Raw genomic sequence first — 21863 nt, 5'->3', positions numbered from 1 at the left:
AAAAAAACAATAATAACCAAAAATCGGCCGTTTTGGGAATGGAATGTATGCGATTAGCTCCTTTATCTATTTTAATATCAATCAGTTTATTAGCGTTAAGTGCCCACGCACAAGATGTAAACACTGTTACTAGCATTGAATCAGAAATCACACTTAAACAATCTGAGTTTGATAACTTTACTGATGTCCTTGAAAAGCATTTAAAAGAAGAAAGTCAATTGCAACAGCAATTGGACTTGTTGCGCGCACGTTCTGCAAAATTAGAAAAAGAAAAAAACCAAGCGCTTGATGCAATGAATGAAATGTATCGACGCATGATTGAAGATCCAAGTGTCAATATCACTGAAACACAAAATCGTTATCAAGCAGCTGTTTCGTCACATAAACAAAATAAAGACGATATAGCGATGCAGTTGGCCGCCATAGCATCGCACCGCCAAGAGATTGAACAAATTCGTGTTGCCAAGCACGCGTTACTCAATACTTTAGAAGGATTAAAAGAGCAGCGTAATAGTGCTCGGGTTGAGCGTTTACGCAATGAGTTTTCTCGCGAAGGCACAGTTGAAGTTAACAACACGATTAATTGTAAGCGCACAGAAACACTTGCAGCGTGTGAACAACGAGGCCAGCACTTAGGATTGCAAAAAGCAACCAAGCGCTTTTTAGACCAAATATTTGCGAACCTGACGGAAATTCGTACCGTAGAGTCAAAACGTAATATGGCAGGGGCACAAGTTCAAGTCTTAAATAGCCACGTCGTGAGCAGTGAATTTAGTGGTCAAGGCAATTATAGTGTTAATCTGAATGTTGCGATGCGTGGTTCTGTTAATACATCACGACTGTGCCAATTATTGAATCTCGATAATCGTTTTTGCAATGACTACAGCAATCCAATAGCTAATGTGTACCAGCAAACAATCGCCCCCGATTTGTCTATCCCTGTGGTGAGTTTTAAAGATATGCCTATCAGTAGTACCTCTGCGTCTTCTGTGGTTGCATCATCAGTACCGCAAGTGTCTACTTTAAAGCGTCAAGACCAAGATTCAAATTACGAATTAACTTTACGCTCTAACGTACGTGATGATGAAGTATTTATTGGCGGCGTTAGCTATGGTTCAACTCGTTTATCAGTTCAGTTACCCCAAGGCGTACACGATGTAGAAATCCGCAAAGCGGGTTATGAACCATATCGAAATAGTATTGATTTACGCAGCAATAGTACTGTTCGAGCTGTTTTAGTTAAAAGTGCACCATCAATTACAGAAATTGCTAAAACAGTGACCGCAACTAGCTCAGATAGTATTTTAACGCAAGGTATGGTTGTTATTCCTGCGGGTGAATTTGAGATGGGTGACTTAACGGGCAATGGTCTTGCTAATGAGCAACCTGTGGTAAAAAAGATTCTTAGTGACTCATTTGTTATGCATGAGAAAGAGGTCACTGTAGGTCAATATCATGCGTTTATTAATGAATCGAATTACATTACTGAAGCTGAAGCGGGTAAAGGGTGCGCATATTATTTAAATGGTGAACCAGTTTGGGAGCAAAGTCTTAACTGGAAAAACCCAGGTTATGAACAAGGTGATGATTTTCCTGTTGTGTGTTTGACTTATAACGATGCTAAAGCCTATGCAGATTGGCTTGTGAGTAAAACAGGTCAACAGTACCGTTTACCTACTGAGGTTGAGTGGGAATACGCAGCTCGTGCTGGTTCCGCAACCGATTATGCATGGGGTAATGATATCGGTAATAATCTAGCCAATTGCGGCTGGTGTGGCAGTGCTTGGTCAAACCAAAGTGCATCACCTGTAGGGTCATTTCAAGCAAACAAATATGGTCTTTACGATATGGTTGGCAATGTCTGGGAGTGGACACAAAAAACAGCGGGTCAATCCGATGTTGCGGTACGTGGCGGCGCATGGAACTTTGCCCCGAGCTTAGCTCGCTCACCGACACGTTTAATTTTAACAACCGATTTCAGGGCTAACTACATTGGTTTTAGACTTGTTAGAGAGCGTTAAATAAACGGGAAGCACAGCTTCCCGTTTTCTATTGTGCATTATATTTAATCAATGTTAAAAAAAAAGGCTTTAACCCGTGGTAATTCTTGCTGATTAAGATAGTCATTGGTAGAGTTAGCGCAGAAACTAAGAACAAAAAATACAAGGATCAGCCAGTTCCATGTTTAAAAAATTACGCGGTTTATTTTCAAATGATTTATCCATCGATCTGGGAACAGCCAATACGCTTATTTATGTCAAAGAGCAGGGAATTGTACTAAATGAGCCTTCAGTAGTTGCAATTCGCCATGACAAGCCAGGCGGCCCAAAAAGTGTGGCATCTGTCGGTCATGAAGCAAAACGTATGTTAGGTCGTACACCTGGAAATATTAAAGCAATTAGACCCATGAAAGATGGCGTGATTGCTGATTTTTATGTCACTGAAAAAATGCTTCAGCATTTTATTAAGCAAGTACATAACAATAACTTCCTTCGCCCAAGTCCTCGCGTACTGATTTGTGTACCGTGTGGTGCAACTCAAGTTGAAAAACGAGCGATTCGAGAGTCAGCAATGGGAGCCGGTGCGCGTGAAGTGTATTTAATTGAAGAGCCAATGGCTGCTGCAATCGGTGCAGGTCTCCCCGTTTCTGAAGCGACTGGCTCAATGGTTGTTGATATCGGTGGCGGTACGACAGAAGTCGCCATCATCTCATTAAACGGGATTGTGTATTCTTCTTCAGTACGTATCGGTGGCGATAAGTTTGATGAAGCGATTATCAACTATGTGCGCCGTAATTTCGGTAGCTTAATAGGTGAAGCCACCGCTGAGCGTATTAAGCATGAAATTGGTTCTGCTTTTAAAACAGATAAGATTAAAGAAATTGAAGTGCGCGGTCGTAACTTGGCCGAAGGAGTACCTCGTTCATTTACTTTAAACTCTCATGAAATTTTAGAAGCGCTGCAAGAACCGCTGCAAGGTATTGTGAGTGCAGTCATGGTTGCTCTTGAGCAATCACCGCCAGAATTAGCCTCAGATATTTCAGCCCATGGCATGGTATTAACAGGCGGTGGTGCGTTACTGCAAGATCTCGATCGTTTATTAATGGAAGAAACGGGTATTCCTGTTGTGGTTGCCGATGACCCATTAACGTGTGTGGCGCGTGGCGGCGGTAAAGCGTTAGAGATGATAGACATGCACGGTGGTGATGTTTTTAGTTACGACTGATGAATCTTCTTTTTGGACGAAGTGCATCGTTACAACTGCGATTAGTTATCGCAGTTGTATTGAGTGCGGTTTTAATGTTTGGTGATCGCTATACTGATGGCGCATCGACTATTCGTACTAGCTTAAATACTATAGTTAGCCCATTGTTTTATCTGGCTAATCTCCCACATGAATTATTTAGTTGGAGTTCTAATAACCTCCATAGTCGCCGTTTTCTCAATCAAGAAAATGAACAATTAAAAACAGCGCAATTACTGCAAAGTGAAAAACTCCAGCGACTTGCTTTTTTAGAGCAAGAAAATAACAAACTTCGCGCGTTACTTGGTTCAGCTAAAGCTGAAAAAAATAAAAAGTTAGTTGCTCAAGTTTTGTCCGTTCATTCTAATCCATACAGCCATCAAGTAATGATTAACAAAGGGACGCTTGACCAAGTTGTTGAGGGCGTTGCTGTGATTGATGAAATGGGTATTGTTGGGCAAGTGACACAAGTTGGATCAACAACAAGTCGAGTTTTGTTGATGACCGATACCATGCATGCCACGCCAGTGCGAATACTACGCAATAATGTACGTACTGTGGTCGAAGGCATTGGCAAAATCAATCAAGTTAAACTGTCTCATGTACCACACAGTATGGATATTCGAATTGGTGATATTCTTTATAGCTCTGGCTTGGGGGGTGTTTTTCCTGAAGGGTACCCGGTGGCAACAGTGACCAGCATTAAAAGAGATGAAGGCCAACCATTTGCGCAAGTTTATGCTGAGCCCGTAGCTCAATTAGATCGTATTCGCTTAGTCATATTATTGTGGCAAACATCAAAGGGCGAAAAGTATGATTAGTCGTCATATATTACTGATTTGCTTTTCAATTTTTGTAGCTTTAGTCATGGCGCTAGTACCCCTTCCAATTGGTATAGAGGCCTTTCGACCTGACTGGGTTTTACTGGTACTTATGTATTGGTCTTTAGCATTACCGCATCGTGTGAATATCGGTATTGCTTGGGTGACAGGGCTATTGATGGATTTAGCTCTCGGTTCTCCTTTGGGTGTTCATTCTTTAGCATATTCAATATCGATTTATATTACTGCGAGTAATTATCAAAAAATTCGTAATTTCTCTGTATGGCAACAAGCATTTTTGATAGCGCTATTTTTGGCCCTGTATCATTTAGTACAATTTTGGCTGAGCCACTTTCTTATTGAAATTTACTTTTTACCTCAATATCTATGGCCTGTACTTACAGGTGCTTTATGTTGGCCGTGGATATTTTTATTACTGCGAAAATACCGCCGTAACCTTAGGATCCGTTAATGCTACAACCTATTTACCTCGCATCCGCTTCTCCTCGTAGACGTGAATTACTAACTCAACTTAATGTTGAGTTTTTGCAATTTAGCGTTGATGCAGATGAATCAGCTTTGGATAACGAACAGCCCATTGCGCATGTAGAACGTTTAGCGCGCTTAAAAGCGCAAAGTGGTGTTTTTATGGGTTATCACGATAGACCCGTGCTTGGCTCCGATACCATTGTTGTAATTAATGGCGAAATATTGGGTAAGCCAAAAAACAAACAAGATTCGTTGGCTATGTTGACTAAGCTATCAGGGCAAACTCATCAGGTGATGACTGCTATTGCGGTAGCAAATCAAAACGCTGTGTTTAGTGATGTGGTGATTACAGATGTCACATTTAAGACATTAAGTTTAGATGAAATTGATGCATATTGGCATACGGGTGAGCCAGCCGATAAAGCGGGTAGCTATGGGATCCAAGGGCTCGGAGGGCGTTTTGTCTCGCATTTATCAGGCAGCTATTTTGCTGTAGTTGGCTTGCCATTGTTTGAAACGGAGCGTTTATTGCTTCGTTTTCAACAGGCAGCCCTATAAAGACAAGGATTAGCCATGAGCAGTGAACTCTTAATTAATGTAACCCCGAATGAAACACGCGTGGCCTTAATTGAAAACGGTGTATTACAAGAGGTTGAACACGAGCGTGTTGGAAATCTGGGTATTGTCGGTAATATTTATCTTGGAAAAGTCAGCAGGGTACTACCTGGTATGCAAGCGGCATTTGTTGATATTGGACTTGATAAAGCGGCGTTTTTGCACGCTTCAGATATTGTTAATAGTGCCTCTATTGTTGAAGGCGTAGATGAGCAGCCGATAAAAAAAGTTCAGGATATTCGAGAGCTTGTTCGTCAAGGTCAGCAAATCATGGTGCAAGTGGTTAAAGATCCACTCGGAACTAAAGGTGCAAGACTCACGACCGAAATTACCATACCATCTCGCTATTTAGTGTTTATGCCCGATGCGACTCATGTCGGTGTAAGTCAACGAATTGAAACAGATGAAGAGCGTAGTCGTCTTAAAAAGATTGTGGCTGAATACAACGATGAAGAAGGTGGCTTTATTGTCCGCACTGCAGCTGAAGGTGCGTGTGAAGTTGAGCTGGCTCATGATGCCAAGTTTTTAAAAAAACTGTGGAAAAAAGTACTCATTAAACGTAAAGCGGCTCGCAAAGAAACCTTATTACATGATGATTTAACCTTAGCTTTTCGCACGTTACGCGATTATGTCGGTGAGGATATGGAGCGGATTAGGGTTGACTCAAAACTCGCATTCTTAGAGCTTAAGGCTTTCACTGAAGAGTTTGTCCCCGAACTTACGGCAACACTAGAATATTATCCTGGCGAGCGACCCATTTTCGACTTATTTGATGTTGAAAATGAAGTACAAAAAGCCTTGCATCGAAAGGTTGAGCTTAAGTCTGGTGGTTACATCATTATTGATCAGACCGAAGCGATGACTACGATAGACATCAATACGGGTGCATTTGTTGGTCATCGTAATTTAGAAGAGACCATTTTTAATACTAATATTGAAGCAACACAAGCCATTGCGCGCCAGCTTAGGTTACGCAATCTAGGCGGCATTATTATTATCGACTTTATCGATATGACGACTGCAGATCATAAGCGAAGAGTGCTTCATTCACTTGAAGTTGCACTGCAAAAAGATCGTGCTAAAGCGAATATTAATGGCTTTTCGGCATTGGGTTTAGTTGAAATGACGCGTAAGCGCACCCGTGAAAGTTTGGGTCATATCTTATGCGGTATTTGCCCTGTGTGTGACGGGCGCGGTGCATTGAAAACGGTTGAAACTGTTTGCTATGAAATTTTACGTGAAATTGTACGTGTTAATCGTGCCTATGCGGCTGATAAGTTTGTAGTGTATGCATCACAAGCAGTGAGTGAAGCCTTACTTAATCATGAGTATCACAACCTCGCTGAGTTAGAGCTTTTTATCGGTAAACCTATCAAGATACAAATTGAAAGTTTGTATAATCAAGAACAATTTGATGTGGTAATGATGTAGTGCAACACGTTTCGAAATGGTGTTTTTTTTGTTTGCGCAAACTATGGCAATTAACAGCAGTGACTCTTGTGTTGCTGGCAGTGATTATTTCTGTCTTAAAATACAGTTTGCCTTATGCCAATCAATATAAATCGGACTTCGAAGCGCTGATCGCCAAGCAATTTGGCATCGATTTATATATTGGCAGTATCAGTGCAACTTGGCAAAATAATGGTCCTGCATTGGTACTGAATAACATTTCATTTCAACCTAATGAGTTAGCCCCGGTAGATTTATTAATCGCTCAAACTAGATTGAAAATTAATATTTGGCAATCAATCCTCGATAGACAAATTCGTTCTAGCTATTTTGTACTCGACGGCGTGACGGCAACTATTAAAACGGCTGAGCTATTAAAAAATCAAAGTGAAGAACTCACCGATAGTTCAGGGCAAATTGAATTTATTGAAAGCCTTTTTTTAGGCAATATAGGCCACTTCTCCCTCGAAAATAGTACCTTAGAGCTTTATTTAGCTAATGGTCATCGACGTACAATCGTACTTGAAAAGGTGAGTTGGCAAAATCAAGATCAAAAACATCAAGGGCAGGGACGAATTAGTCTGCCAGGTATTGCAGACAATTCACTAAGTGTAATTTTTAACTTATATGGTGAAACGTTTGCTCGCGCATTTGGTGAGTTATATGTGGTGGGTAACAAGCTGAGTTTGGCTCCCCTGTTGGCTGAAGTAACGCCCTCCCATATTAAAGCGCTTAAATCTAACGTGAACTTTGAGCTTTGGGCTCGCATCGATAATCAGGCAATAAAATCATTACAAGTTGAATGGCAGCCGAGTAGTTTGCAATGGCAGTATAATGATACCCCCCAACAATTTTCGATTGAATCAGGAGGGTTTCGTTGGCAACCAAAAGAGAAGGGATGGCATTTGGCGACATCGCCATTAAAACTAACTGCAAATCAAAAAGAATGGCCTGATTTGGGCTTTGCGCTGAGTAAATACAATGATCAATTTGAAGGTCAATTATCACATTTAAATTTAGCAATTTTACGTCAGTTTGCTCAATTTGAACCTGACAATGCGTTACAAGATCTAGTCGCTCGTCAACCAAGCGGCTTGATTGAGCAAGGTTATTTTAAGTTTGTAAATCAAGATAACTGGCTGGCGGTGATAAATGCCAAAGAAGTGGGTTGGAATAATGTTGATGAGATACCGGGCATGCAAGATCTTGCACTCGATTTTATTATGCAACCACAAAAAGGCCGTTTATCGTTATCAGGTTCCGATAATTATATTTTAACGGGTAATCTTTTTACTCAGGCAATTAGCTATCAGCAACTCAATTTTGATTTAAACATTGTTAAAGAAAATGAACACTGGCAATTACAAACAAATAATTTTTGGCTGCAGAATGAAGAGCTCAGTATTGGGGCCGAAACAGCGCTAACGCTTGGAAAAGAAAGTGAAATGAGCCTTTATTTGGAAGTAAAAGGCCCTTCTGCATTATCTGCAAGACATTATTACCCTCGAGGTTATTTACCGCAAGCAACCATTGATTATCTTAATGGTGCCATTAAAGGAGGGGAAATAGCCAAAGCGCAGGTACTTTGGCAAGGTAAATTTGCCAACTTTCCTTATGAAGATCACAGTGGCAAGTTTGAAGTGCGCGCTCATGTTGAACAAGCTGAGTTTCAATTTGAACCAAGGTGGCCAACTATCACTGACTTAGCTGCTGAGCTTGTTTTTAGTGGTAATCGGATGGATATTTATAGCCAACAAGGGCAATTGGTTAATTTACCTATAAAAGACAGTGTTACGGTCAGTATTGATGATTTGACTCATGCAACCTTTTTAAACGTTGCCATTGATACCCAAACTGAGGCGCAAAAATTAGCTCCTTTTTTTGCCGCGACACCTTTAGCAGATCCGCTCGAAAATATTCTGAAAATTGTACAAGGTAAAGGCCAAGTAAAGGGATCAGTTAATTTACATGTAGGGTTAGATAAACCAGAGGTAGTTGCAACAGGCAGTATTGATTTAAATAAGGCAAATGTTTATCTGACTCAGCCGGGCTTACCGCTTAAGCGACTTCAGGGAATTTTAAAGTTTAATAATGAAACCATTAGTCTCAATAATGCAAGGGCTTCTTGGTTTGGGTTGCCTGTTCGATTTAGTTTAGACGGTAAACAGCAAAATACTGGTTATCAAGTAAAACTTGATCTCAATGCTAACTGGCCTGTTGAGAAGTTGATTGGCTTAGGTAATGGCTTAATGAATGGTTACTTGGCTGTTCGACTCCCTTTAAAGGCGACTGTTAACTTAAACTTTCCGGCTAAAGGTTTTAATTATCAAGCAGAGATTTCATCGGATTTAAGAGGGTTGAGCAGTGTTTTACCTGAACCTTTTGCCAAAACAGTAGGGCAGAAATGGGCCTTAAAAGGACAAGTTCGAGGCGATGAGATATCTAACCTTATTACATTTGGTATTGATAATAAGCTCTATTTCAATGGTATTTTAGCCAACGATACCGCTCGTTTCACACATGCCCATCTGATAGTTGGGGAGCATGATTTAGGGCTAAATCAAAAAGATTTTGATGTGAGTGTGCACCTTAATCAGGCTAATCTCAATCAATGGATCCCTTTTATTGATCATGTACTTAATGCTGGTGAGGGGTCTTCGGGTCCAAGTTTATTGCCTCCTTTAGTGAAAGTGCAAGGTAGCGTTGTACAAGCCGATTTAGCAGGCGTTTTATTTAATGAAGTTGATTTCAAACTCGATAATTTAGACCAAGCAGTTGACATTAAACTTGTAGGTAAAGAGCTGCGAACGCGCATCAGTATTCCTAAAGTATTAGCGCAGCGACCTATTAATATTGAAGCGGACTATTTACGCATTATTTTACCTGTTTCAGTACCTGATCCTTTAGCCGAAAAAGCCAATAATGACTGGCTAAAAAACATACCTGCTATTCGTTTTAAATGTGCTGATTGTCAGATCGATCAATATCAATTAGATCAAGTGCAACTTAATTTAGATCCCGTAGATGACGGTCTTTCGATCAGCGACCTTATCATCGAAAAAGATAAGCATAACGTAGTGGCGAAAGGTATTTGGCAGGCAGGTAAAACCGAGATAAATGGTCAGTTCAATAGCCGTGATCTTGGTGAGCTTTTTAATGAATTTGATTTAACTTCAAGTATTAAAGACTCGAACGCTCAAGGAATATTTAACCTAGCGTGGCTTGGCACGCCTTATGAATTTGATGCTGCTAGTTTAAGTGGACAACTGCAGCTTGATTTAGGTGAAGGGCATTTAACAGAGGTAAGCGATGGCGGTGCTCGGGTATTTTCATTATTAAGTCTTGATTCGTTGGTGCGTAAACTCAAACTCGATTTTAGAGATGTGTTTGCCAAAGGTTTTTTCTACAATAGCCTAAAAGGCTCATTGCAAATTGAAAATGGCATTGCGACCACCCAAAATACCAAAATAGATGGTGTGCCTGCCGACATCAGTATTAGGGGTTATGCTAATTTAACCACGAAAGAGATTAACTATAATCTTGCTGTAGCGCCTGAGGTTACTTCAAGTTTACCCGTTTTATTAGGGTGGCTTGCAGGTCCTGTCCCTGGCTTGGCCGCGTTTGCGATTGATAAAGTGATTCATTCTGCTCGGGTGATTTCAGAAATTAACTTCAGAATTGATGGCACTATCGACAAGCCTGTGGTTACTGAACTTGGCCGTAAAAGCCGTGAAGTTGAATTACCTCCAGTAGTGCCAACTCCTGAACCAAATAGCGAAAATAAATGATAGTTTGTTTACAAATGTGTTCTGGCCCCGATGTTGGGCAAAATCTTCAGGCGTTAAGGAATGCCTGTGATGATTTACCGACAGGTCGGCCCTTATTATTATGCCTCCCCGAAAGCTTTGTGTGTTTTGCTGGTGCGCCTGACGCTAATTTAAAGTTGGCGCACAGTGAGCAAATTGATGAGGTTTTAGATGAGCTGGCAGCACTGTGCGTTAAGCATAATATTTGGCTCAGTGCCGGAACTTTGCCGCTCAAAGCGAATGATAATAAACATTACGCCGCATCGTTACTGTTTAATGCACAAGGCGAAATTGTCGCGCAGTACAATAAAATGCATTTATTTGATGTGTTAGTCGCAGATCAAACTGGGAGCTATCAAGAATCAACCTATACCCAAGCGGGTGAGCAAGTCTGTGTTGTGAATACGCCTTTTGGTAAGCTCGGTTTATCTGTGTGTTATGACATTCGTTTTGCTGCTTTATATAGTAAACTGCGCCAGTTAGGTGCTGAGATAATCTTGGTACCCAGTGCGTTTACACAAGTTACTGGTGCGGCACATTGGCATGCATTATTACAAGCGCGTGCCATTGAGCAGCAATGCTATGTTATTGCTGCGGCGCAGGTTGGTGAACATGGTAATAATCGCCATACCTATGGACATAGTTTAATTGTTTCTCCTTGGGGAGAAATATTGGCAGAACAAAAAACACAATGCGGTTTGATCTCCCATCAAGCTGACTTGGCATTGGTTGCGCAAATTAGAGCTAAAATGCCTATAATTTCACACACTAAGTTTACATGTGAGTTAAAAAATGAATTCTGAAGTCGAAAATAACTTGTTAAAAAATAGTTCGTTATGTCGTGAAGATCTGGAAAAGACTTTAGCGTTTATTCATCAACACAATGTTGATTATGCTGATTTGTATTTTCAATCTAGCTACCATGAATCTTGGATGCTAGAAGATGGTTTAGTTAAAGAAGGTTCATATAATATTGAGCGTGGTGTGGGGGTGCGTGCAGTCAGTGGCGATAAAACTGGTTTTTCATATTCTGATGCAATTACGCTAGAAGCGTTAAACCAAGCAGCAACAGCTGCAAGAAGTATTGCTAAAGCAGGCCAAAACAAAACAGTACAAGTTTTCTCAGAAGTTCCCCATCCAATCCAATTTGCCGCAGCTCAACCTATCTCCAGCATGAGTGATGATAAAAAAGTTGAGTTATTACGTGAAATTGAAAATTACATTAGGCAGTTAGCACCTGAAGCAAGCCAGGTTGTTACTTCATTATCAGCTGTATATGAAGAGATTTTAGTGGCTGCTAGCGATGGCACGTTTGCCACCGATCGCCGCCCATTAATTCGTTTAAATTGTTCTGTATTATTAGAAAAAAATGGCCGTCGTGAGCGCGGTGGTGCCGGTGGAGGTGCCCGTTTAGATTATGGTTATTTTTATGAATTGGTTGAGGGTAAACCACGTTGGATGGCCTATGCCGAAGATGCAATTCATCAAGCCCGAATTAACTTAGAAGCCATTGATGCACCAGCAGGGGCTATGCCAGTTGTATTAGGCGGTGGTTGGCCGGGGGTCTTATTACATGAAGCGGTTGGCCATGGTTTAGAAGGTGATTTTAATCGTAAAGGTGCATCTGCATTTAGTGGTCGCGTTGGTGAGCAAGTGGCATCAAGCTTATGTACAGTTGTCGATGATGGCACGATGGCAAATCGTCGTGGTTCGTTGAATATAGACGATGAAGGTACGCCTGCTGGATATAACGTACTGATTGAAAATGGGATTTTAAAAGGCTATATCCAAGATAAACTCAACGCTCGTTTAATGGGGGTTGCGCCAACGGGGAATGGACGTCGCGAATCGTATGCTCATTTGCCAATGCCTCGTATGACAAATACTTATATGTTAGCGGGTGAAAGCAGCCAAGAAGATATTATTGCCAGTGTTAAAAAAGGTATTTTTGCAGCGAACTTTGGTGGTGGGCAAGTTGATATCACCTCTGGTAAGTTTGTATTTTCGGCATCCGAAGCGTACTTAATTGAAAATGGTAAAGTAACACGTCCAATCAAGGGGGCGACTTTAATTGGTAATGGCCCTGAAGTGATGCAAAAAATATCTATGGTTGGTAATGACTTATCACTTGATAAAGGGGTGGGGGTGTGTGGTAAAGATGGTCAAAGTGTACCTGTTGGTGTTGGTCAACCAAGTTTAAGAATTGATGAGCTCACCGTTGGTGGTACAGCTTAATTCCACTGTAAAACACACTTGCTTTAAATATAGTAGGGTGGGATGCCGCAACTTTAAAGCGCTCTATTTTTGAATGAAAAAAGCCGCTAATGCGGCTTTGTAAACTCAACGTGACTGGGTGTATTAAGTATCACGCTGCGAATTCGGTTTGGGCTTGATCATGGCGTATTAAATAATCAAACGCACCTAAGCTTGCAGTTGCACCACTTCCAATGGCAATAATGATTTGCTTATACGGTGTATTGGTTACATCACCTGCGGCAAATACGCCAGCAATCGATGTTGCGCCATGATTGTTTGTGATAATTTCACCTCGCTGCGAAAGCTCGACTGTACCTTTAAGCCAATCGGTATTAGGTAGTAAGCCAATTTGAACAAAAATACCTGCTAGCGCTAAGTGATGTTCCTCATTATTGGCGCGATCATGATAGTTCAGTCCAATTACTTTATTGCCATCACCGACTACCTCGGTGGTTTGTGCTTGGGTGATAATCGTAATATTACCCATGCTGCGTGCTTTTTTAATTAAGACGGCATCAGCGCGTAAGTTTTGTGCAAATTCTAATACTGTAACGTGTTCAACAATATTGGCTAAGTCGATTGCTGCTTCTATTCCAGAATTGCCACCCCCGATAACCGCCACTTTTTTGTTTTTGAACAGTGGGCCATCGCAATGCGGGCAATACGCAACACCTTTACCGCGGTATTGTTGCTCACCAGGAACGTTCATTTCACGCCATCTAGCCCCTGTTGCCAAAATGACTGATTTAGATCGTAATTGCGCTCCGCTCTCTAACTCAATCGCAAAGCCATTTTCAGTATTCAACTGTTTGGCTTTTTGCGCGGTAATTAAATCTACGTCATATTCTTTGACGTGTTCTTCAAGCTGAGCAACTAATTGTGGGCCTTGAGTTGATTTAACGGATAAAAAGTTCTCAATGCCAAGTGTATCACTTACTTGGCCACCAAAACGTTCAGCCACTAAACCTGTTTTTAAACCTTTACGTGCTGCATAAACCGCCGCCGCTGCACCTGCTGGGCCGCCACCGACAATGAGTACATCGTATTGTTCTTTTTCATTGAGCTGTTTGGCTACTTTACTGGCATGATTTTTATCAAGTTTAGCTAAAATATCAGCAAGGCTAATTGCACCGTGACTAAATGGTTTGCCATTTAGGTAAACAGCCGGAACCGACAAAATATTGCGTTGTTGTACTTCGCTTTGAAATAAAGCGCCATCAATCATGGTGCTTTTAATTGCCGGATTTATTGCCGCCATTAAATTAAGGGCTTGCACAACCGCAGGGCAAGTTTGGCAACTCAATGAAATATAAATTTCGAAATCAAGTGGGCCTGTTAGCGCACTTATTTGCTCAAGTTCTTCGACTGAGGCTTTTGTTGCATGGCCGCCGGTGTGTAATAACGCCAGAATTAAACTAGTAAATTCATGGCCCATCGGAACGCCTGCAAAGTTAATTTCGCTTTGTGCACCTTTTACACTCAGTTGTGGTGCACGAACGTTTGAGTCTTGGGTTGTGCTTACACTAATCAGTGAGTTTAGTTCAGAAAGCTCATTTGCAAGTGATTGTAATTCAATTGATTTTTTACTCTCGTCAAGATTGATAACCAATTGAATAGGTTTTGTAATGTTGTTTAAATGAGTTTGTAATTGTGCTTTGATTTTTGCGTCTAACATGGTGATTACCTTCTTCAGAGAGTGGGCAGTTAAGTGACCTTAACTGCCGATTTTTTACATTACGACTTAGATTTTGCCAACTAAGTCTAATGAAGGTGCTAATGTTTCTTCACCTGGCTGCCATGCTGCCGGGCACACTTCGCCATCGTGGCTTGCAACGTATTGTGCAGCTTGGATTTTACGAAGTAATTCAGTTGCTGAGCGGCCAATTCCTAAATCATGAGTTTCAACAATTTTGATTTCGCCTTCTGGGTTCATCACAAATGTACCGCGAAGTGCTAAACCATCTTCTTCAATCATTACGCCAAAGTTGCGTGTAATTGTGCCTGTTGGGTCACCAATCATTGGGAATTGAACTTTACCAATCGTCTCTGAACTGTCGTGCCATGCTTTGTGTGCAAAGTGGGTATCAGTTGATACTGAGTAGATTTCAACACCTAGCTCTTTAAATTTTGCATAGTTATCTGCTAAGTCACCTAATTCTGTTGGGCAAACAAACGTGAAGTCAGCAGGGTAAAAAAATACTACAGTCCAGTTACCTAGTAAGTCTTGTTCTGTTAGCGCTTTAAAATCGCCGTTGTGGTATGCAGTTGCTTTGAATGCTTTTAATTTAGTGTTGATTAAAGTTGTGTTCATTATTTGTATCCTTTAGGTTGGTTGGAAATTTATTGCAGCTGCTTTGCTGCTGTGAACACAGAATATGAGAAATTAATCATTCCGTAAAATGGGATAAAGTGATTGTAGTAATTCAAAAAATAGATTTTAGCGTCTTTTACTCTTGAAAAATGTAATAAAAAGCGGAATGTTTCAGGTTTGCAGTCTATTATTTAAACGTTGGCATAATTATTGAAGATAAAATATGTCTGACAAAAAATTGGCCTATATGGAGGCACCATGCAAATTAATAGTGAATTAATGACTGATATCAGCGCCAGTCAGGAAACAAATCAAGAGATATTAGCAATACTAGGCATGCAAGAGCATACAGGTGCAGTGCAGTATCATGTCTACCATACAATGGTTGATGACAAAGAAGTGTATTGTTGTTTATCAGGCGGTATTGTTGAAAACAATGAAATTACCTTTACACCAATTGGGCTTGGAGCGTTTGAAGCGCTAACGCGCATTAATCCTGAGCAAGCGGATTATTTTGCTGAAGAGCTTAAAATCTCTAACGGCTCAATTAAAGCGCAAGTCGAAGAGGTGCTTATGAAGGTCCCAGCTAAAGCAAAGGTGTGTTTTATTGGTGACATGACGGGTGAATTAAAAGAATCTATCGCTGAGCTGTTCCCATTAGCCTTAAATTAATGTTAGTTTAGGAATATAAAAAACGGACCTTTTAGGTCCGTTTTTTATATTTATACAAAGATGGTTAGTCTTTATTCATAACAAGTTAAGCTAGTCTATGTGATAGTGATGGATAGAAATACCACCATTAGTTATTGGAGAATGTAATGACAGGATTTAAAAAGATAATCTGTGCGCTGGCTTTAACAACCCCTTTAATAACGTGGGCGGGTGAAGCTAATGTTGCCTGGGGCAACTTAAAAGATTTCCGTGATGTTAGACCAAGTAATGAAACCCGCGGTGGTTACCATAAACGAATTCAAACTCAATTTGAGCAACACTTTGCCTCTTTAGCCGCACAATTGCCGCAAGGCTATAATTTAGGCGTTAACATAACGAACATTGATTTAGCGGGTGATGTTGATTTTTCAGGTACTGATCAGCTGCGTATTGTTAAGCCTATCTATTTTCCAAAAGTGGAATTTAGTTATGTGCTAACTGACGATTCAGGCAAACTTATTGATAAATCAGATGCATCACTTAAAGACATGGGCTTTATGGATAAAATGAAACGCGGTCGTGATGAAGAGTTTTATTATGAAAAGCGTCTTTTGAGTGATTGGTTTAATGATGAATTGCTCAATAAAATTAAGTAATTCAATCTAAAACTCAGTAGCAGCACTTAAAAACGTTTATAGCAGTGCTGCTATTTCATGATAAAGCTTATTGGCTTCCTCAGCATTTAAATTTCCTTGCGATTGCGCCTGACCTATTGATGAGCTTACTCTAACCACTTCATTAGCTATTTGATCGATAGAACGGTTTGTTTGTGCATAGGTAGAGGCGGATAAATCGAGTTGCCGCTTCGCATCATTTGAAATAGTAACCGTATCGGGTTTTAATTCATTACTGGCGGAATTAGAGACCAAAGACTCAAGTGATTTTTTCTCCACAGGAGAAGTGGCAGAAAAGGGCTCGATAATAGTAGGTTGAAGTTGGGTAAGATTAATCACATTTCCTCCCACAGAATACAGTAAGGTCGGATACTTTTGATTATAGGCAGCAAATACGTGTGCTGCCATATTTTGACTTATGCTGCTTTAAAGGTACTGAGGAGTTGATGTAATTGCTGTAACTTTAAAACGGCAATTTTGAGTAACTCGGTATCAATCGGATCTTGTTGTGATAAAGAATCAACATCAGCAGCAAGATCAAGCACATATGGCTTAAATCGTTTTGCTTCTAACTCAAAAGCTGACTCTTTATTAAACAAAGCAACAAACTTTCCTTTACCTTGTTTTGCGAGTTCATCTAATTGCAAATCGGCATCAAGTGCCTGACGATACACAATTTTTAAATTGTTGTTCAATTGCTCAATGACAGCGTTCATTGTAACCCTAAAGTTTATTCAAAATCGGCCGTTATAATAAAGGTTGTTTAACTAAATGTCAGTTGCTATGAATATAAATACGCATTCTTTTACACCTGTAAATGGCTCCGAAGGGGCGCAAGTCTATACGGCGGCACTTGCAAAATCACAACAAAAACTTGAAGGCGAGGCTGCTTTAGCGTTACTTGCAGCATCAGCACAAACGCTTGCAAGTATGCCATCTTCTTCAGCATCCCCGACTTTAGGTTCGAACATCGACACTTGGGTTTAATTAAAAAGTGTTTAATAGATTCAATTCTTACGAAATAAATTGATTAAGTTCTTTTTTAGTTTCTGCTGTTTGATTTAATAATGTTTTGTTGTCAGCTACAGCCATAGCAATTTGTTGGTTAGCTTGTTGTCTTAAGGCAAGAATTTGCTCTACTGATGCATGAGTTATTTGTTGAGTTTGTTCAAGCGAATGAACTGCAGCGACGATAGCTTGTAGCTGTTGTTGGTTATTTTCAAATTCAATCACCATATCTGCAAATACAGACGATGTTTGCGCTATAGCCTGTTCTACATCGCTCGATTGTGTAATTAGTTTGTCGGATTCTTTATTTGTTTCACCTACGAGGTGATTCATTTTATTGATAAATTCACTAATTTGACGTGTCGCATTATTAACCTTAACCGATAAACTTCTTACTTCATCAGCCACAACAGCAAAACCACGGCCAGCCTCACCTGCGCGAGCCGCTTCAATTGCTGCGTTCAGAGCAAGAAGATTTGTTTGATCTGAAAACTCCTCGACCATTTTCAAAATGCTTCGAATATTTTCAGAGTTTTCTTTGAGTCCTGCAATTGTATGTGAAAAATTATTCAGCAGTACCGTGATATTACCGACCTGCTCAACGATTCGATGAAGGGCTTTGCTTGAATGTTGAACGTGGCTTAGGTTTTCATTATTGGCAGTAAAAACGTGATCGGTATTGATTGCTATTTGCTCAAGGCTACGAGTTACATTCTCTGAAGTGGCAAAAATCGCTTGGCTTACCTTGGTTTGCTGTTCTCCTAAAGCAACGGTTGTACTCATTGATTCACTCACACTAATATTTGTCTGAGCTGCAAGTTCTGCTTTTGTATAGGTCTGTTTTAAAATCGCTGACAAACGACTGACAAACGTATTGTACTGCTCACTTAACTCTCTAAATTCATCAAAAGTAAATTGGGGTAAGTGGCTCGATAAATCAGCTTTTTGCCGATTAATTTTACTTAACGCATCACGTAAGGCGCAGACTGGCCGCACAATTAAATAGCGAAGATAAAATAAAGTAAAAAAGAAAGCGAAACTAATTAGTAGACAAAGTAACCAAAAACTAGCCATATTTACTTGCTGAACAGTTAAGGTGGTGTAAAGCCAACATAAGGTAACAAACTGAAAAAAATAAACAAAAATCAAATTTCCAATGATTTTTCGGGATAAAGTAAAAAAGAATGTTTGTTCAATTTTTTGATATATTTGCACAATTGTTGAACTCATTACTGATCCTTTTTATTGGTATATAAATCTTAAAACAGTTCTATATCATCATTATGTTGTGATGACGCTTGTTGTAATTGAATCGCTTGCGAGACTTCTTTTCCTGCCATGATGGCTTGAAAAATTAAATGCTCAGATTCCATCGAATAGCTTTTTAATACGTGCGTTCTTAATTCTAACCACTTTGATTCATCGGCCAAATTAGTATTATCTTGAGTTAATTGATTCAATAGCTCGATATTTTTAATCACGTGGTTTAATTGTTGTGAGAGGCGATCGTAAAACTGGAATGCGATAATGCTTTGATTGACTTGAAGGTGCATTTTTTCATGTAAAGCCTCGATTTTGCTATTATCAGTCAAATTTAATTGACTGATAATAGTTTCAAGTTCAGGGCAAATATTTGCAAGTTCCTGAAAGCTTGAGGTGAGTTTTTCAACTTCTTCATCGCTTTGCTGTAAGCTTAACAACATTTGCGCCATGCACAGTTTCATTAATCGTTCACTTTCTTGACGAAAACAAAAGTTGTCAATTTCATTCATGGGTGAACTCGCTATAAGTGATTGCCAAAATAGATTTTTATTTTTGGCAGATGCACTTAATTATTAGCTAAGTTACTTATTATTCAAGTTTTGTAAATTGTACAAATGACTTGGTTTTACTGGGGAAATTACTAAAAATACCATCGACCCCTAATTGATGTAGTCTTTTTACATCCTCATATTTATCAACAGTATAAGCATAGACCTTGAGTGATCTGGCATGAGCGTCTTGCACAAAGGCTGCATTCACAAAATCTTTATCGACATGTACGCTAAATGCATTAAGTTCTTGTGCAAAAGCAGCGTATTGCAGTGGAATTGAACTTGTGAGCGCACCAATATTAAGCCAAGGTAATTGTTGTTTCATCCATTTGAGTTGATGATGATCAAACGATGAAATTAATAAGTTATTTGGAGTGATTATTTTATTGTTGATGTTGTAATTTAATAAATCAGCGAGCTTATCTAGCTCAAAAGTATGTTTTAGTTCTAAATTCAGGACTGTTTGATCACTGATTAGATGTAATAGTTCTTGTAAGGTAGGAACAGATTGCCCAAGGCCTGCATCAAGCGTTTTGATGTTGCTAAGGCTGGTATCGTGAACTTTACCCACTCCGTTTGTTGTTCTATTTAACCATGAATCATGGATAATTACGTAATCATCAAGGCAACTTTGCACATCAACTTCAATACCATCGACACCAATATCGAGAGCGGCCTGAATTGCTTTTAAGGTATTTTCAGGATGATTTCCACTGGCCCCTCGGTGGGCAAAAATTTTCATCATATTATTTTTTCCTCGTCACAGCCCAAGTTTCATAAAATGCAGCGCTAACGACTAATAACCCACCTAAAATAGTGCTTAAACTAGCGCTTTCATGCAAGATTAGCCACGCTAATATGCTGCCATAAAGTGGCTGAAGGCATGAGATTAAGCCCGCCGTTTTAGCCGATAGATGTTGTAAACTAGACGCAAACAGTGAATGGGGGAGCGCCGTAAATACAATACCAACCAATAAAATTAATAACCAGTCTGACTCTATGACTTCTGCTGGTGGTACTTCAACAAATAGGCTCAACATAATACATGCTACCAACGTTTGATAGAGCATAGTATGAGGCCCGCCATAGCGTGAAAAATAATGACGGTGAGTGACATTACGTAGCGCAAAGAAAAAGGCCGAAATGACACCAAGACCAACTCCTAAAGTGACATCATTACCAAGCGTGCCCTCTGGGACTAATAAATAAATACCTAGGCAAACAATACTCGCACAGATAAAGTCGCCAATTTTTGGGGTTGTTTTTGTGATGAGAGGTTCAAGAAAAACGGTAATCACTGGGTAGCAAAAAAAAGCGATAACACCAATAGTAACCCCAGCCAATTGCATGCCACCAAAGTAGGTGATCCAATGTAAACCAATCACAACACCCAGAAAAATAGCAGTAAAATAATCTTTTTTATTGTCTAATCGAATCTGTTTTTTGCTCAGCAGCAGCAATATTAGTAATGCAACTGCAGCAACGGCCGTACGGTACACTGTGATATCGATTGCGGGTAGGCCAATAAGTTTGGCAAATAATGCAGTGCCACCAAATAAAAAAACGGCGCAATGTAAAAACAGTAAACTTTGCTGGTGAGAGTGCATAGCAACCAACTAATTGTGTTAATTAACTTCATCTTAGCATTTTGCTTTATGAACCCAAGCTGTTTTTAAAACACTTTAAAATTAAAGCGTAGAGCATTGGCAGTAATTGAAGGAATTGTGAAATTAGGGGTTAATTTAATAACAAAAGAAGTTTGGTATAAACTTGAATAAAGATAAGTTTAAAATTTGCATTTTTTAAAAGTGGTGTGTAAGAGCAAGGTTAACTATTTAAGTATAACTAATTTAATATGTGGGTATAAGAGTGAAACAAGAATAGATTTTAGTATAAATTTTTTTAGCTTGTACTAAAAATGATTGTATAAGAAAGAAAGTGGTGGAGCTAAGCAGGATCGAACTGCTGACCTCCTGCGTGCAAGGCAGGCGCTCTCCCAGCTGAGCTATAGCCCCACATTTCCTTCTTTCGAGCGTTGCTCGAAATCGGGGTGAATAATAAAGAGCTTTGATAATATCGTCAAGGCGTTTTTCAAATAAATATTTAAATAATTTAAAATAGTTATTTGTTTGCTTTATAAATAAACATATCGTTGCTTTTATAATCAAAGTAAACCTAGGTTATGAATCAACTTGATGAAAAGATTTCTAACAGCCTTAAAAACAAAGTTGTGTTAGGCTAATACTGACGGCTTTTTTGGGTTATTTAAGTTGTATTATTTTGGTGTTCATCATTTAGAGGAATAAAATTATCAAAGCGTTCTCGGTTTTATGTATCTTTTTATTGGTTGGTTGCAAGAGTCCGGTCGAGGTCGAGCCATTTGAAATTCAACATCAAGAATTTGCCAGTCAGACAAATGCTGCAGGAGATAAATTATTTTCGTTTATTGCAGCCGTTAAGCCAACCGCCAGCCAGTATATGAAAACCGGTGAGCAGATGAGTCGCAGTGACTATAAAAAAATGCTCAATACTGACACATTTGATAACTCAAGTGTATTACGAATGGAATTAGAAGATCACGCTGTATTGTTGTTAGAGCAAGAACTTAAACAGCGTCAATACTGTGCCGACAAACATAATATTGAAGAAGTAAAATGGCGTGAATATAGTGTTCGACTTAGTGGGCGCTGCTTAAAGTAGTTTCAGCCAATACTATTTAATCTAAC

Annotated in this window: 21 protein-coding genes and 1 tRNA gene; 13 read left to right on the top strand and 9 right to left on the bottom strand. The window is 39.6% G+C overall.

The window, feature by feature from the left end; translation table 11 throughout:
- Positions 1 to 47 precede the first annotated feature (47 nt).
- The 9 genes from AC3KZC_RS15575 to tldD all read left to right on the top strand — a co-directional run bounded on the left by AC3KZC_RS15575 (position 48) and on the right by tldD (position 12658).
- On the top strand, positions 48 to 2021 hold the full coding sequence (locus tag AC3KZC_RS15575) for an SUMF1/EgtB/PvdO family nonheme iron enzyme (protein WP_490577829.1): 1974 nt from the start codon (positions 48 to 50) through the stop codon (positions 2019 to 2021).
- Positions 2022 to 2181: 160 nt separating this feature from the next.
- Complete coding sequence (locus AC3KZC_RS15570; protein WP_490577828.1) at positions 2182 to 3225, top strand: rod shape-determining protein; 1044 nt, start codon at positions 2182 to 2184, stop codon at positions 3223 to 3225.
- The gene (mreC, locus tag AC3KZC_RS15565) at positions 3225 to 4064 is read left to right on the top strand and encodes a rod shape-determining protein MreC (RefSeq protein ID WP_490577827.1); all 840 of its coding nucleotides are present in this window, start codon (positions 3225 to 3227) and stop codon (positions 4062 to 4064) included. The genes AC3KZC_RS15570 and mreC overlap by 1 nt, the downstream gene beginning before the upstream one ends.
- A complete protein-coding gene (gene mreD, locus AC3KZC_RS15560; RefSeq protein WP_490577826.1) occupies positions 4057 to 4536 on the top strand; it encodes a rod shape-determining protein MreD in 480 nt (159 codons plus the stop codon). The genes mreC and mreD overlap by 8 nt, the downstream gene beginning before the upstream one ends.
- A complete protein-coding gene (locus tag AC3KZC_RS15555; RefSeq protein ID WP_490577825.1) occupies positions 4536 to 5111 on the top strand; it encodes a Maf family protein in 576 nt (191 codons plus the stop codon). Before mreD ends, AC3KZC_RS15555 begins: the two co-directional genes overlap by 1 nt.
- A gap of 15 nt (positions 5112 to 5126) precedes the next feature.
- Complete coding sequence (gene rng, locus AC3KZC_RS15550; RefSeq protein WP_490577824.1) at positions 5127 to 6599, top strand: ribonuclease G; 1473 nt, start codon at positions 5127 to 5129, stop codon at positions 6597 to 6599.
- A gap of 32 nt (positions 6600 to 6631) precedes the next feature.
- Positions 6632 to 10405, top strand: coding sequence for a YhdP family protein (locus AC3KZC_RS15545; protein ID WP_490577823.1), 3774 nt, complete (start codon positions 6632 to 6634; stop codon positions 10403 to 10405).
- The gene (locus tag AC3KZC_RS15540) at positions 10402 to 11226 is read left to right on the top strand and encodes a carbon-nitrogen hydrolase family protein (RefSeq protein WP_490577822.1); all 825 of its coding nucleotides are present in this window, start codon (positions 10402 to 10404) and stop codon (positions 11224 to 11226) included. The genes AC3KZC_RS15545 and AC3KZC_RS15540 overlap by 4 nt, the downstream gene beginning before the upstream one ends.
- A complete protein-coding gene (gene tldD, locus AC3KZC_RS15535) occupies positions 11216 to 12658 on the top strand; it encodes a metalloprotease TldD (protein ID WP_490577821.1) in 1443 nt (480 codons plus the stop codon). Before AC3KZC_RS15540 ends, tldD begins: the two co-directional genes overlap by 11 nt.
- 130 nt (positions 12659 to 12788) lie before the next feature.
- Here the strand turns inward: tldD and ahpF are convergent, their stop codons facing one another.
- Both ahpF and ahpC read right to left on the bottom strand, forming a co-directional pair.
- Positions 12789 to 14354, bottom strand: a complete 1566-nt coding sequence (gene ahpF / locus AC3KZC_RS15530) for an alkyl hydroperoxide reductase subunit F (RefSeq protein ID WP_490577820.1) — start codon at positions 14352 to 14354, stop codon at positions 12789 to 12791.
- A 66-nt stretch (positions 14355 to 14420) separates the two neighbouring features.
- A complete protein-coding gene (ahpC, locus tag AC3KZC_RS15525; protein ID WP_490577819.1) occupies positions 14421 to 14990 on the bottom strand; it encodes an alkyl hydroperoxide reductase subunit C in 570 nt (189 codons plus the stop codon).
- A gap of 258 nt (positions 14991 to 15248) precedes the next feature.
- Between ahpC and AC3KZC_RS15520 the strand changes: the two genes are divergently transcribed.
- Together AC3KZC_RS15520 and AC3KZC_RS15515 are read left to right on the top strand one after the other, a co-directional pair.
- Positions 15249 to 15662 (top strand): hypothetical protein, encoded by a 414-nt coding sequence (locus AC3KZC_RS15520; RefSeq protein ID WP_490577818.1) that lies wholly within the window; start codon positions 15249 to 15251, stop codon positions 15660 to 15662.
- A 146-nt stretch (positions 15663 to 15808) separates the two neighbouring features.
- The gene (locus AC3KZC_RS15515; protein ID WP_490577817.1) at positions 15809 to 16297 is read left to right on the top strand and encodes a DUF3016 domain-containing protein; all 489 of its coding nucleotides are present in this window, start codon (positions 15809 to 15811) and stop codon (positions 16295 to 16297) included.
- A 36-nt stretch (positions 16298 to 16333) separates the two neighbouring features.
- Here AC3KZC_RS15515 and AC3KZC_RS15510 read toward each other — a convergent pair whose 3' ends face one another.
- Both AC3KZC_RS15510 and AC3KZC_RS15505 read right to left on the bottom strand, forming a co-directional pair.
- Positions 16334 to 16723 carry a hypothetical protein gene (locus AC3KZC_RS15510; RefSeq protein ID WP_490577816.1) on the bottom strand — a complete coding sequence of 130 codons (390 nt, stop codon included), beginning with the start codon at positions 16721 to 16723 and terminating at the stop codon, positions 16334 to 16336.
- Positions 16724 to 16731: 8 nt separating this feature from the next.
- Entirely contained in the window at positions 16732 to 17031 is a 300-nt protein-coding gene (locus tag AC3KZC_RS15505; RefSeq protein WP_490577815.1) for a prephenate dehydrogenase, read from the bottom strand.
- Between the two features lie 55 nt (positions 17032 to 17086).
- Here AC3KZC_RS15505 and AC3KZC_RS15500 point away from each other — a divergent pair, with 55 nt between their 5' ends.
- A complete protein-coding gene (locus AC3KZC_RS15500) occupies positions 17087 to 17302 on the top strand; it encodes a hypothetical protein (protein WP_490577814.1) in 216 nt (71 codons plus the stop codon).
- Between the two features lie 27 nt (positions 17303 to 17329).
- Here AC3KZC_RS15500 and AC3KZC_RS15495 read toward each other — a convergent pair whose 3' ends face one another.
- The 5 genes from AC3KZC_RS15495 to AC3KZC_RS15475 form a co-directional block, all read right to left on the bottom strand.
- On the bottom strand, positions 17330 to 18553 hold the full coding sequence (locus tag AC3KZC_RS15495; protein WP_490577813.1) for a methyl-accepting chemotaxis protein: 1224 nt from the start codon (positions 18551 to 18553) through the stop codon (positions 17330 to 17332).
- Positions 18554 to 18582: 29 nt separating this feature from the next.
- Entirely contained in the window at positions 18583 to 19095 is a 513-nt protein-coding gene (locus AC3KZC_RS15490) for a hypothetical protein (RefSeq protein ID WP_490577812.1), read from the bottom strand.
- Positions 19096 to 19174: 79 nt separating this feature from the next.
- Positions 19175 to 19879, bottom strand: coding sequence for a glycerophosphodiester phosphodiesterase (locus tag AC3KZC_RS15485; RefSeq protein WP_490577871.1), 705 nt, complete (start codon positions 19877 to 19879; stop codon positions 19175 to 19177).
- A gap of 4 nt (positions 19880 to 19883) precedes the next feature.
- The gene (locus AC3KZC_RS15480) at positions 19884 to 20744 is read right to left on the bottom strand and encodes a DMT family transporter (protein WP_490577811.1); all 861 of its coding nucleotides are present in this window, start codon (positions 20742 to 20744) and stop codon (positions 19884 to 19886) included.
- 332 nt (positions 20745 to 21076) lie between these two features.
- Positions 21077 to 21152 (bottom strand) — tRNA-Ala (locus tag AC3KZC_RS15475).
- Between the two features lie 328 nt (positions 21153 to 21480).
- Between AC3KZC_RS15475 and AC3KZC_RS15470 the strand changes: the two genes are divergently transcribed.
- A complete protein-coding gene (locus AC3KZC_RS15470) occupies positions 21481 to 21837 on the top strand; it encodes a hypothetical protein (RefSeq protein WP_490577810.1) in 357 nt (118 codons plus the stop codon).
- The last annotated feature ends 26 nt before the right edge of the window (positions 21838 to 21863 follow it).

It is taken from the genome of Pseudoalteromonas sp. J2K-J031 (assembly GCF_058197095.2).
Note: the sequence above shows the minus strand (reverse complement) of the source record. Positions and strands in the feature narration are given on the sequence as shown.